This is a genomic window from Leptolyngbya sp. NIES-2104, from assembly GCF_001485215.1.
Lineage (GTDB): Bacteria > Cyanobacteriota > Cyanobacteriia > Leptolyngbyales > Leptolyngbyaceae > Leptolyngbya.
Window position 1 is genome coordinate 4,302,220 of sequence record NZ_BBWW01000001.1, and the last position, 12,712, is coordinate 4,314,931.

16 protein-coding genes are annotated in these 12,712 nt (G+C 47.5%); 13 read left to right on the top strand and 3 right to left on the bottom strand.

What is annotated here, in order from left to right; genetic code table 11:
• Window positions 1–140: 140 nt before the first annotated feature.
• Window positions 141–2,147, bottom strand: coding sequence for a TnsD family Tn7-like transposition protein (locus NIES2104_RS20525; RefSeq protein ID WP_059000100.1), 2,007 nt, complete (start codon window positions 2,145–2,147; stop codon window positions 141–143).
• Window positions 2,147–2,578 (bottom strand): hypothetical protein, encoded by a 432-nt coding sequence (locus NIES2104_RS31910; RefSeq protein WP_156427007.1) that lies wholly within the window; start codon window positions 2,576–2,578, stop codon window positions 2,147–2,149. The genes NIES2104_RS20525 and NIES2104_RS31910 overlap by 1 nt, the downstream gene beginning before the upstream one ends.
• Window positions 2,579–2,906: 328 nt before the next feature.
• On the opposite strand from NIES2104_RS31910, the gene NIES2104_RS20535 reads away from it, so the two are divergent.
• Window positions 2,907–4,586 (top strand): site-specific integrase, encoded by a 1,680-nt coding sequence (locus NIES2104_RS20535; protein WP_059000102.1) that lies wholly within the window; start codon window positions 2,907–2,909, stop codon window positions 4,584–4,586.
• A gap of 182 nt (window positions 4,587–4,768) precedes the next feature.
• On the opposite strand, the gene NIES2104_RS20540 is transcribed toward NIES2104_RS20535, so the two are convergent.
• Window positions 4,769–5,041, bottom strand: coding sequence for a helix-turn-helix domain-containing protein (locus NIES2104_RS20540; protein ID WP_059000103.1), 273 nt, complete (start codon window positions 5,039–5,041; stop codon window positions 4,769–4,771).
• Window positions 5,042–5,172: 131 nt separating this feature from the next.
• Between NIES2104_RS20540 and NIES2104_RS20545 the strand changes: the two genes are divergently transcribed.
• The 12 genes from NIES2104_RS20545 (at window position 5,173) to NIES2104_RS33525 (ending at window position 12,698) form a co-directional block, all read left to right on the top strand.
• Window positions 5,173–5,568: a hypothetical protein gene (locus NIES2104_RS20545; protein WP_059000104.1), complete on the top strand. Its 396-nt coding sequence runs from the start codon at window positions 5,173–5,175 to the stop codon at window positions 5,566–5,568.
• Window positions 5,569–5,583: 15 nt separating this feature from the next.
• Window positions 5,584–5,925 (top strand): hypothetical protein, encoded by a 342-nt coding sequence (locus NIES2104_RS20550; protein WP_059000105.1) that lies wholly within the window; start codon window positions 5,584–5,586, stop codon window positions 5,923–5,925.
• A 52-nt stretch (window positions 5,926–5,977) separates the two neighbouring features.
• Window positions 5,978–7,834 (top strand): DUF262 domain-containing protein, encoded by a 1,857-nt coding sequence (locus NIES2104_RS20555; RefSeq protein ID WP_202815098.1) that lies wholly within the window; start codon window positions 5,978–5,980, stop codon window positions 7,832–7,834.
• A gap of 30 nt (window positions 7,835–7,864) precedes the next feature.
• On the top strand, window positions 7,865–8,524 hold the full coding sequence (locus tag NIES2104_RS20560; RefSeq protein WP_059000106.1) for a hypothetical protein: 660 nt from the start codon (window positions 7,865–7,867) through the stop codon (window positions 8,522–8,524).
• Between the two features lie 13 nt (window positions 8,525–8,537).
• On the top strand, window positions 8,538–8,915 hold the full coding sequence (locus tag NIES2104_RS20565; RefSeq protein WP_156427008.1) for a hypothetical protein: 378 nt from the start codon (window positions 8,538–8,540) through the stop codon (window positions 8,913–8,915).
• A gap of 53 nt (window positions 8,916–8,968) precedes the next feature.
• Entirely contained in the window at window positions 8,969–9,412 is a 444-nt protein-coding gene (locus tag NIES2104_RS20570) for a hypothetical protein (protein ID WP_059000108.1), read from the top strand.
• 15 nt (window positions 9,413–9,427) lie between these two features.
• Window positions 9,428–9,826: a hypothetical protein gene (locus NIES2104_RS20575; RefSeq protein WP_059000109.1), complete on the top strand. Its 399-nt coding sequence runs from the start codon at window positions 9,428–9,430 to the stop codon at window positions 9,824–9,826.
• A gap of 84 nt (window positions 9,827–9,910) precedes the next feature.
• Entirely contained in the window at window positions 9,911–10,624 is a 714-nt protein-coding gene (locus NIES2104_RS20580; RefSeq protein WP_059000110.1) for a hypothetical protein, read from the top strand.
• A 90-nt stretch (window positions 10,625–10,714) separates the two neighbouring features.
• Complete coding sequence (locus NIES2104_RS20585) at window positions 10,715–11,551, top strand: sugar phosphate isomerase/epimerase (RefSeq protein WP_059000111.1); 837 nt, start codon at window positions 10,715–10,717, stop codon at window positions 11,549–11,551.
• Window positions 11,544–12,044, top strand: a complete 501-nt coding sequence (locus NIES2104_RS20590; RefSeq protein WP_059000112.1) for a DUF4240 domain-containing protein — start codon at window positions 11,544–11,546, stop codon at window positions 12,042–12,044. Before NIES2104_RS20585 ends, NIES2104_RS20590 begins: the two co-directional genes overlap by 8 nt.
• Window positions 12,045–12,196: 152 nt before the next feature.
• Window positions 12,197–12,403 (top strand): hypothetical protein, encoded by a 207-nt coding sequence (locus NIES2104_RS20595; protein WP_059000113.1) that lies wholly within the window; start codon window positions 12,197–12,199, stop codon window positions 12,401–12,403.
• Between the two features lie 172 nt (window positions 12,404–12,575).
• Window positions 12,576–12,698 (top strand): hypothetical protein, encoded by a 123-nt coding sequence (locus tag NIES2104_RS33525; RefSeq protein WP_263971001.1) that lies wholly within the window; start codon window positions 12,576–12,578, stop codon window positions 12,696–12,698.
• Window positions 12,699–12,712 lie beyond the last annotated feature (14 nt).

Consider the following 12,712-nt stretch of genomic DNA (forward strand, 5'->3'; position numbering starts at 1 on the left):
AAACTAAAATCAATTTTTTGATGCAATTTAGCTCTATTGCTTCTCCAACCAAGACAACGGTATGATTTGCTGCTGCATGGTACATGAGAGACGAATCGCCAAGATAACTTATCGAGGTTATGGTTTCTACTAGATACCATTTAGTTATCTCCTGAAGTGTGTGTCAGTTCAAACGATGACAGAACTGCAATGATAGCTGCTTGCACCTGCGGTATTTCTGCTATGTAAGGTTTGAGGTTTGCCTGTTTCACAATCTGCCAATGTTTGGGTTGAATGCCTTCTTGACGAAAATAATCGGCAACCCATTTGATTCGCCGTATCGCAAATTCTTCGGTTGTCTCAGTTATCTTGAATAAAATACTCGCCGTCACTGGTAGTCGATCAAGTTGCTTACAAATAAGAGATAAATATCCGCTATCGCTACCGATCGCTGTTTTTGTAATCCGCTGAGGTTTTCCGGGTAAGCTTCGTAATTTGTCTGCCGAGGCTCTCATGGCAGTTGCAATATCAATATCTCGTTGTTGCCAATCAATAAACGCTAACTGAGGGCTACGCTGCTTATAAAGCGGAAGGTGATTTTTTAGCCAGTCTTGATCATAGAAATTTAGCCAGCTATAAACGCGTTGATTATCTCTGGACAAATCTGCTCTACCAGCCTCTGGATTCTCTTCAAGGATGGCTAGCCAGCCAGCCCGATACTGCATCGTCTTGCTTGAAGCGACCGCTTTAGCTTCGTTTGACTGTAGTTGTGGCGTAGCTGTTCTTTGCAGTTGTTTAGCGGTTCGTCCTGGTCTAGGATAGACCAGATTGAGGCGAGCTGCTTGATACTTAACTGTTTCGGGATCTACGCCTAGATAAGCAGCCATTTCTTGCAAAGTGACGGTTGAATCACCCCATAGTGTTCTAAGATGCTCTTCCCAAACATTTCCCCAAGACTTGATTTTGCCAACCTGAAACAGATTCTCTCTCGAAGGATCAGGACCCATACGGGAGTAAGTGAAACCACATTCGCACTTAAACGTGGCAGTTAAGCGATTGCCATGAATTTTATCGTATTTAAGCTCGTACTCATTGATACAAAACTGCTTGTAGCATTTGCACACAGGATTCAAGCAAGGCCAAGCTCCAGAACCAAAAGGACGAAGCTCGTCTGAAACTTGGAAGAAGGTCTCCACTGTATGCCCAAGAAAATGAATTAACAAGAGGTGATGCAATGGTTGCTGTGAGTGTTTCGGAGGTCGCACTAATCGAAACAACCAGTTGCTAGTTCCTTTAAGTTCAGATTGAAGCGATCGTAGAAACTCAGGAGAATAGTAATTTTCAAAAGCATTGAGCAGTTCCCGATTGCGAATAATGCCTCGATAGTTTGCAAAATCGCGATCAATTAGTAGTGCTATGTATCGTCTATGGATTGATTCTAAACCTAGCGATAGATTTGGATGATTGAGTAACCACTCTGCATCTTCTGCAATCTGGATGTAATGTTGATGAGAATGATTCAGCAAATCAAGCGATCGAGGTAGCGTTGCTTGAATAGCTTCTTCAGCGGAGATTAACTGATAGCGCAACCGACGACTTTGTGCTTGAATCGTACTCTTTTCCAAAAAGACTTTATGCAGCGAGCATACTTCGTTGCCAGGTATCTGGTGTAGGCGATGCCAATAACATTCTCCATAACGCTTCTTGTCTTCAGTCACACATATCGGACAATAGCGCAGGAAACTGGGTAGACGAATACAACCACTTGCGATCGCAGAACGCAAATAGGCGTTTAGTCCTCGATCACTTTTCATGTCTTCGCGCAGTGCCTGCTCTCGTCCTACAGGGTAGAATGGAGCGAAGAAAGGTAGACAAGTGTGATAGTCAATAATTTGATCAGCACTGTAGGGGTGACCCAGTGGTAAAACAGAAATCAGTCGATTCAAATGGCTTGGCAAAGCATTAAGTGTTGCGACACCTGATGTCCCCAGCAATTCTTGAATAGCAGATTTAGGATTTGGATGATTTAGATGGCTCAAATGGCGTGATAGCAAGCTTTGCAGCGTTTCGTCTGAATACCCGGATGGAAAATAAGCTAGGCGATTATTTTGAGGTGTGACATTGCTTGACTTTCTGTCAATACAACTGTTGGTGCTAGGCAACGGCATCACAAAGTATCCTTCATACTAGAAAAAGCCTCCACTAAGAGCCAAACTCCGCTTTTCACTTTTCTGCGCGACGAGCATAACTCGGCACCTACAATTCTTCCTGAGTTTTGATCGACAAGAGTTATCAAGTGTGCATGATCAGGATCTGCTAATTTCCACATTCCCAGAAAGCTGAATAACTTTCCAAAGCTTTGACCAACCCTTAGGCAAAACCCACCCCATGATTGCAGCAATTTAGCCATATTCTGATCAACTTGCTGCATTACCCTGAGTTTCCTGTAACCTGAAGATTTTTTCAGCGAAGAAGTGCAATCTGATGAACCGCTGATTATTCCAGTAGGGTGGTTATTAGCCCTTAGATAAAGGTCAATCTGGGTTGAATCAACATAGTAGTGGCGAACTTTAGGCAGTTTTGACGGATGGTCGCTCATGAATTTCTCTACCTACAATTTAGGTTAATTAGTGAAATTTTTGGAACTATGAGTTTTGCGCCATTTAACAGCGCAAGCACTGTTAGATGGCTTCGATAGCTGTACCGACGAGTGAACTAGAATGCTAGGAAGTACTTCTTCTGAATCCGGGTCAGAAGAGGTGCCATTGTAAACACTCATCAAGGTCGGTAAAAAGCGAAAATAGTGAAATAGCGTTGTCCTCTAATCGGAATGAAATTTAAGCACTAATTCAGTCGAAATATAGCTCAATTTTCATTCCAGTCGTTATATTGATACTTCTGTTTACTAAACTTAGAGTAACTTCGCCATGAGTTCATTTAACTTAAAAATTGCCCTTGACCAGTTCAGTCAAGCAGAGACCGTGAGAGTTAAAAAGCGTCTTACAACAACCTTGAGATTTGTACTCAAGCAGTACGTTTTACCTTTATGGATAGGACAAAAATATACATCTGAACAGATAGAGTCAAACTTTGAGGAGTGTCTTGCTAATGTCTCAATCAAGGAATTTAGGCAACCTCCATTAGTTGAAGATGCGATCGCGCAGCAGCTAATGACACTTGTAGCTGACGGTAAGCTCAGAAGAGGCACTGCTGATAATTATCGATCTGTACTGAATAAATTTATTAAATGGATTCAAAGTCAAGAATGGTATGCTCGTGCAGGGTGTCTTGAAGGCGACGAAGGCTCAACTGCTAAAGGTAGAAATTTGAGGGCAGCACGTAAGGGGCAAAACAAGCGAACACGAGAGCAATCCAAAATATTAGAACAAAGTATTCCTGTCATAAGCCCCGCTGACTTGCCTTTAAGACTGCAACGCCAAATTTTTTCTGAAAGAAATGAGTTAGGAGTTAATGACTTCGGGTTGCGGTTCCGACAAAGATTTCAAGAGAAATATAAAAAGTTGCCTGCTGTAGGGTTGAAGAAATTTTACTTAACATGGGAAATGCCCGGACCTTTAGAGGTAACAGGAGTATCCTCTCTCCCATCTGAGTCGGACTCAGATGAACTGTTGAAAAATATTTGCCACTTCATGTGGTGGCTAGATCAGGTTAAAAAACGACCCGTACACGAATTGGAGATAGAAGATATCATCGACCCCGATTTACTGTGCGAGTTCATCATATGGGGATTCATTGAGCAAGGATATCGCGGAGGTTGGGATTTTCATATTTCCAGTTCTGCTATTCAGGTTTCACAATGGCTATTTCATCTAAATTCAAGCGACCCCTTTCTTGCAGATATTGAAGAGCTTGTGTTGCTAAAGAAGATGTATCGGAAAAGAATTGTAGCCAATTCTATTCTTAGAGGAGGTCTAGATTACTATGTGACTAACGAAAAGTATCTGTCTCTTCATGAGTGTGAAGAAATCCTTTCACAGTTATACAAAGAGTGTGAAATCAAGAATTCTAGAGGATTGGCACGAACGGATAGAGCAATTATGCAGTCCTGGCAGCGATATTTGATTTGTGCAATAATCTACTACTCAGGGTTAAGAGTTAAAGAGGTCTGCCATCTTAAAGTAGAACATTTAGCAATTACGGAGAGAATTGCCGATTGTGCAGTGATTTATTTTGAATTTGGGAAAAACTCGCGCCGTGTGCTTCTCCCTAATGTCTTAAGCAAAGATTTAGATAGATGGGTAAAGGAATGGAGATCCCAAATTCATGTCGAACACGGTCTCGTTTTCTTCTCCCTAGGCTCTAATAGTAATTTAAGCACTGTAGGGCAACCTCTTGATCACGCAGCAATCTATTCAATGATTTCAAAAGCTATTTATAAACATAGTGGTAAGGTTGCCTCACCAACTATGCTTAGAAGATTTAGTTCCCTTCGTTTAATACCCCTTGATAAGTTTGCAAATGATCTCTTAAATGAGATGGCTGAGTTCTTCTGGAGTGACGAAATCTTCTCTAACCCGCAGGAGGCTAGAGGATTTCTTGATGGATTCAGCACAGCGATTCGCATTCAGAAAGATTTAGGTTTGTGATGATGACGATTATTCCATATCCAAACTACGAATGTGATATCTCATTAGTCAATTACTCTATTTTAAGATGAGCAATTCGATTTTATTTTTGCGGGCATCCATAACAAAATGTTCAAAGTGGAACTACTTTTTCAGTGAATTTCTTTCCTTCCAGAAACAGCTTCAAGCTAGGGCAGTCCCGTCTATTCAGCAGAATCGTGATCGCGGACTTCTTGGTGATCGATCCCATACTGCACAAATAACTCAGAAACGGTCGTGTTCAAGGCATCGGTGAGCTTTTCAATCACCTCCAGTGAAGGATTCACGATGCCACGTTCAATATCCGAAATATACGTGCGATGCATCTCTGCACGCTCCGCGAGTTCCTCTTGAGACAAATCGAGTTCGCGTCGCCGTCGCCGGATGGCTTTGCCGAATCGCTGTTTGATGTTGGGGTGTTGCTGATTTTCTGCCACTGCATCATCGTCACCAAGGCCAGTTGACAGATCTACAGGCGATCGTCTAAGTTTTGTCGGTTATCGCCTACAATCTAGAATGCTTCATCCACTTGAACCCACTGAAGCAGTGCGATTGGTCATAACCCAGCATGAATTCTGACGCTCAACCTCCAATCGATGCCACGACCGCTCGGACTCCTGATGCGATTGCCGCATTATTCGAGTTACTGATGCTGCATCATCGCGACTTCAATTCGGCTTCGCCAAATTCCACAGACGGAATCGTGTTGCCGATGCAGTTTCCAGACGCGATCGCTCGTCCTCAGTTTGCGATCGGCGATCGCTGTCGTTGGATACCGAATCCTGCGACCGATTGGGGCATGGTGATCGGGCAGGTGTTTGTGCCGATCGAAGCAGATCAGTCAGAGCTGCAACAGTGGGCATGGGTGTATCTGCTGCTACTTGATTCAGATAGCCCATCCCGCTCATGGCTGATTGCCGACTGGGTTGAAGAAGCAGATTTAGAACTTTATGAGAACGATTGAAACAGAGAAACGGATATGAGTGATTCGTCGGGTCAACGTCCGCTCGGAGACATCGAGCGTGTGTTATTTCGCGTCTTCGTCAACTGCCGCCTATCAAAGCATCCCCGTGAGCTGTACGAAGAATATGCGTTTACATATACGCAACTCGCTCATATTGCTGGTTGTAGCCTTCCTGCCATGACGCGCTGGATGAATATGGATAAGTCACCGAGTAGTCTTAAAGCCGTTTACCTACGGCGATTAGGCGAGTTTGATTTCTTGCTGCATCACTACGACCAGATTCCGGTAGAACTGTGGGATCTCACCTGTCCACTTCCGCCGAGAATTCGTGCCGTTTTGTACCCAGACCGGGAATGACTGTTTGAACCTTACTATCAATTGATAGCAAGTTGACTCAAGGACTTGTGAAATGAGTACGAGCGATCTATTGTTCCAAGAGGTTGTTGGAGGACATTTCCGCTTGAACACGATCATCTCCACCTTCGATATCACCAAGGAAGCTTTGCCGGATTTGTTGCTGCGGGTCAAACAAGGCAAAGTACAAATTCCTGATTTACAGCGCAGTTTTTGCTGGAGTGATGAATTGATCATTGAACTGCTGGCCAGTGTTAGCCTAGGCTGGCCAGTTGGCTCGATCATGCTGCTAGAGCAAGGACAGAGCGATTGGAGTTTTCGTCCTCGATCTGTTGAAGGCGTGTGCCTCCATTCCCAAGTCCAGCCCACTCACCTAATTCTCGATGGGCAACAGCGCACGACTGCGCTCTACATGACTCTATTCTCCGAAAATTCAGTCCGAACTAAGGGCAAGCGCACCCAGAAGCTAATCGATCTCTGGTACTACATCGACATCACGAAAGCGCTCGATTCGGAACTGGATCGCGCTAGTGCGATTCTCAGCTTGCCCAAAAACCGAATCAGGGTTGGGGCGCAAGGAACGATCGACTGCACCACTCCAGATCAAGAGTATGCCAGCGGACTATTTCCGATCGCACAAGTGTTTCACTATCCGCAGTGGCGACAAGGCTACTCCAGATTCTGGCAGTACGACCCTGTCAAATTAGAACTGATCGATCGCTTTGAGCAAGATGTCATCAAACGCTTTGAGCATTATCAAGTGCCTGTGATTCAACTCCGGTCTGAACTGCCCAAAGCCGCTGTCTGCCGCGTCTTCGAGAAAACGAACACCCAAGGCACTGAGCTAAATTTCTTTGATCTTGCCACCGCCTGTTTTGCGAGCGAAGACTTTTCACTTAGACACGATTGGGCAATCAAAGAGCAGCAACTGAAACAGAACACGCTGCTGCAATCGGTGCGAGAAACCGATTTCCTTGCCTGTGTCACGTTAGTGGCAACCTACTTCCGACGACAAGCTGCGAGGATCGCTGCCACGCCGTTGAAAAAGTTACCTGGTATTGCTTGTGGTCGGGCTGAAGTACTGGATTTAAGTGTGGAAGAATACCGGCACTACAACGAAAAAGTGATGGTGGGGTATGAAACGGCAGCTCGCTTTTTACACGGTCAACGTCTACTTAGTACCGAAGATTTGCCCTACCAAATTCAACTCGTGGCGTTAGCTGCGATTTTTACGGTGGTCGGACCGCCGCACGAACAACTGCGATCGAAACTCGAACAGTGGTTTTGGTGTGGAGCCTGCTGTGGAATGTACACCTCCTGGCACGAAGTCCGCGCCGCCCGCGATATGTTGGAAGTCCCTGATTGGCTACTCAGCGATGGTGCAATTCCCGCGACCATCCGGGATGCTCATTTCGGTGCTAACCGATTGCTCAGTTCTCAACAACGCCGTGGAGCGGTCTACAAAAGTGTGAGTGCTTTACTACGACAACATGGTGCGATCGATTTTGCGACTGGCGAAGCCTTGTTCGATGTGCAATTTTTTAACGACCCGATCGAAAGTCATCACATCTTCCCAGTCGCCTACTGTAAACGGCAAGGGATTGCGCCTGTACAGTACAACTGCTTGGTCAATCGCACTCCCTTATCACAGTTGAGTAATCAGAAAATTGGCGGTCATGCACCGAGCCAGTATCTGCAAATTCTGGTCGATCAAGGCATTCCACGATCTCGCCTCGACGCAATTTTGCGATCGCATCTGATCGAGCCAGAAACCCTGTGGAATGATGACTTTGAAGCATTTGTAGAGCGCAGAACTGAGGCGCTCCTGTCCTTGGTGAGTCAGGCGATGGGCAAAGCACCTCCCGATACCCGACTCGAACTGGATGCTCCATCAAACCGAGAAAGCGCTTGATTGTAACCGTTCCAGATGAATTCTCTACTCATGTTGACCCTTAACGATTTGCTTTCCACTTACGATGCCTGCACTCAGCAGAGAATGAGCGACGTGACCGAGCAACTGGCACGATTGCGTCAAGAGATCGAGACCCAATGTCTGAGTATTAAGCAGGCGGAGTCCGAGTTACTTCAGGCGCAACAGCACTGCCTCGATCAGATGCGTTCCCACTTCGCGGCGGATGCTAGAGCGTTACTCAAAACCCCACAGTTCTCGGCATTCATCGAATTTCTGGTGGAAGCTGTGGCAGGCGACCGCATTGGTTCCGACCCGCTCCTCGTGCCACCGAGTCCAACCTTCTGGCTGCTCCAATCGAGGGAGATTGCGCTGCACCTGCGCGACATTGAAAGTATTCAACTTGACAACCTGGATGGAACACCTGGTGCTGCTGTGATTCGGATGCAAGTTGCGATCCAGGATTGGCAGCAACCCGTCCACATTTTTCCACAAGGTCTGCGGCAGCAGTCCCAGGTAGCAGCAGTGCTGAACCAGATCCAGTCCCAATTTCCCCAGCCTGATCCTCAGGGTGATGGAATGGCTTACCTGAACCGGGTCGTGATTCAAGAACTAGCGTGTGTGGTGCTGTACGTGGCTCGACTGTTTAGCCTCAATTGGGTCATCGCGATCAATGAAGGCTTTGAACTTTAAGGAGGTCATCGGGATGCGGAGTTTAACCTTGCCCAACCAGCGTTGCCAATGGATGTGCCGCTTCTGGGGTCGCGGGCTTGCCTTCAATCGCTGGTGCCTCCAACAAGGTTGGTTCAGCTTCGATCTTGCCTTAATGATTCAAAGCAGGTTGATCGATCGCGTCGCCCACGAACACAAGCTGGCATGTGAAGCCCATCTGCTAGTCCTGGAATCTAGCTTTTTGATTGGAGAAATCGCTGCCACTCCGGAGACGCTGGAGTACTTTTACGATTTGAGATCGCTCTATCACGAAGGCAGATACGAGACGCTATTGATTCAACTTTATCAACTGGATCGCAAGGTTACTTCTGAGCAGACCCACAATGCTGGAATCAGCCTGGACGAGGAGTGACCGACTGAAGTAAACCATTACACCTAGTACTACAAAACGAGAAGTTTAAAGCAATGAGAGAACCCAGATTAAATTTAGATAGCACACTCCGCGACACCTTGGTTTTTGGTGAACCCTTGGATTGGTCAGGACAGGAAGGGATCAAGCGCCGAGCTACCTTTGACCAACTCCAAGTACAGCAACTAGAGCAGTTGATTGCTCAGGCATTTGTTGAGGGCGACGATCAACAAAACTTGTGGATCACCCCGCAAAATCTAGTTGCGTATGCACGATCTCCCACTTTAAAAGCATTGAACTGCTACTTCGAGGGCTTTGTAGCATCCCCGGTCTGGGAGCAAGCTGTTGCGATCTGTGGCATTCGGATTGAAGGCAACATTTCCCGTGAGCTACGCCAAGCGTTCTATCGCCGATTTGAACCTGCTGGAACGATCGAGCTTTCCACCATTCGACTGCGAGCAACCTGGCAGTGGGGGGTGCAAACGCTCAATTCCGATTAGTCCCTAGAGGTGAAGATGCTAGACCCAACGAAACCCATCAGTGCCTGCACTGCCCAAGAAATTGCGATCGCTCAACTGATAGATGCCAGTTCCGGACGCTTTGATGCGACTCAAGTGTTGCGCGACCTCGAAGCGCGTCGCTCCCTATGGCGAGCGTTCCTGATGGGGCGACCGTTTTTGCACTGCGATGAAGCAGGACTGCCAGCCTGCGGCTTACTGCCGCTACGGGACTTAGAACGACACTGGAATCTAGACATGCTGTACATCCTGGCACAATCCGAAGCGAGTGTTGCCCCACTGCTTCACGTGGCGGATGCTTGGGGGTGCGAAGCAGGGCAATATAGTTTGGCGCAAGCAGAACGATTGTTGGGAACAGGTCGCCCTGCTCCGATCGTTTGGGCGTGGTGGGATTAAATGACTCAGACCCTTGCCCGATTACGGTTGATCTGATCTCAGAAAAGTAATACAAATGTACGATATCTACTTTATTCTCCTACTATGACGCTTTCTCTTAACCTTGAGGGTTACCAAGCCTTGCGCCGCTCCCATCAAGCGCAAATCGAACCCCGTCTGGCTCAACTGAGTCAAAGCATCGCTCAGCAAATCCAGGCATTAGACGCAGAGGAACACAGTTTCATTGAGCAGTCTGCCGTTGCGATCGCACAGTTGCAGTCCACGATTGCCCCCGATGTTCGCTGTGTGTTGGGTGAAGTCGCTTTTCGCACCCAGATGACGGATGGGTTTTCCACCCAATCGCGCTTAGCAAGTGACAAACCGGAACTGAGTGCAGATTTCGATACTTGGATCTTGCATGATTTACCGTTTCCCGTTGTGCTGATGGAACACCGAGCCGATGTCGATGACTGGGCGTACAACGACGAGAATCATTACACAGAGTACCGCTATGAGTTGGTGATCACGATGGGGAATTGGACGACATCGATCGGAGCCGCGATCGCTCAACTCAGTCCAGGCAATCCGATGCACTATCGCCGTTGTGAATTCGAGCAGCAGCAGTATGAACTGGCGTATCAATTGAAGCCGACTCACCGTTGGAATGAGCCACCCACGCCTCAGTTTCCCGAATTGGATTGGTCGATCGAGCAACAAGAGCAATTACGCCAAGAACTAAGTTGTGTCTTGGCATTTGTCGGCGACCTACTGATGCTGCATCCCTTAGTCGCAACATTCCGTTATCCGATGCGACGCTAGATCGCGCTGATTCACCGATTATTAGCTCTTGGGCTGCGCCGTTCGCCCGCCCGTACAAGTGCAGTTGAAGTCCCTGATGGAGGCAAGTATATGAATGATTTGTGGATCAGTTTATCGACCTATGGGGGAGTGACGACGCGCACCGCGCTTGATGTGTTGTGGGCAGCAGGCATTCGGCAAGTGGAATTAGCGATCGGAGTCAGACCCAGTATGGATACGATCGCGGTACTCCAACACTATCAGCAACTGGGAATGCAGTATCGCGCGCATCATGCGATCGTTTGGCAGGAACATCGATCGTTTAATCTCGCTGAACAGTTCGACTTGGACTATTTTGAGCGGTTGACCGATTGGCTGGCAGCGATGCAAATCTCAGCCTATTCCGTTCATGCAGGTCGGATTGATGCCGAAAATTCAGATGCCCAAATTGCTCAGTTTTTTGAGCATCTCGCCCAGTTAGCTCAACTGTGCCGCGATCGCTGCATTCGGCTTGGAGTCGAAACAATGTACCCAACGTTGCTTGATCACCCTCAGCGCTACTTCATGCAAAATAGGGCAGAAATCGAGCAATTTCTCACAGTGATGCCCAACGTTGATTTGGTGATTGACCTAGCTCATCTCAACTTGTGGCACGATTGCTCGATTTCAGAGAAGTTACAAGTCTTGCAAAGCGCGAAGAATCGCTTACTTGAACTGCATATCTCCGATAACGACGGTATCCGGGACAACCATACCCAAATCAGCGAAACAACCTGGTGGTTGCCCTATGTCGCTTATGCTCCGATCGACATTCCGATCGTGCTGGAAAGTCGGATGAATGGGCAGACAGTCGAACAAGTCCACCAGCAAGTGCAGCGCGTCCAAGCCATTTTCGCTGCGACGAACGCCTCCCCGACATCTATCGCAATGGGAGAACATCATGACTGAAGACAAATTTTGGAATTTGATTGACCAGAGCCGACAAGCATCTAAGAACTGCAAGACACAGACCGCTCGCTTGCAGCAGATCCTCTCCACGTTACCGCCCACGGAGATTGTTGAATTTCAGCAGGTTTTTGCTGACAAGATTGTGGAGAGCTATCGCTGGGATTTGTGGGGAGTCGCTTGGTTGATTGGCAAGGGTTGCTCCGATGACGGCTTTGAATATTTCTGCCGCTGGCTAATTGGTCAGGGTAAGACCGTTTATCGCCAAGCCCTAGTTGATCCGCAGAGTATTATGAATTGCCTGGAGGGAAGTCACCCAGACATTGAATGCGAGGAATTGTTTTACGCGGGGATGGAAGCGTATGAAGCAATCATGGGCGAGATGCCTTTTATTGAGATTGCCTACCCAAGACACCCAGTGGGCGAACCGTGGACGAGCAAAGAGGTCGTGGAGCGCTTTCCTCAAGTCGCGCAACGCTATGGGAAAGAATCCTAGCCCATCGCACAGGGAGCAAGATTGCAAACCCCTGGGCGCAAAGCACCACATCAACCAGCGGTGCAGCGAAACTCACGAGATGCATTCAGTTCCCAAGCAAATTTTTCAGGGTCAGCATTGAATTATTTTCAACACAACACGAGGTCAGAACAATGGCATGTCAAGGAGCAGTTCCGCCCACCGAGCCAGAGGTCAAACAAGCCGTACAAGAGGTGATGGCGCTGCTGTCCTCGAAGTACCACGTCTATCGAGAACCGATCGAGCAATACAAAGCACGGATGATGACCTGGGCAGGATCTGAACCCTTGATCGAAGACAGATGTCCAGCGACTGCAAGAGCAGCGCCAAGCCGCCGATGAGGCGCTGGAACGAGGAATTTATGAAGTGCTATGGCAAGATCGCTGTGAGAGTTTTTAGCTGCTTGGTGGGTTACCTATCCCCACAAGATGCAACCTGTGCAAGGGCAAAGGTAAAGCCCTTCTCCAGCTAGAGTTGCAGGCTTACTTTTGTGTTAGAACTTTGCGATCGACCTTGTTGTTAGAACCCTTGACCCTACTCACCAAAGCGCTTGGAGCAGCATCAATTGCTCGATCGCTGGAAGAATGGAAATCGACAACGAGTTGTGCGCCTGTAATTGCGTTGTGGTGGGATTGAGTGCCGATTCGATG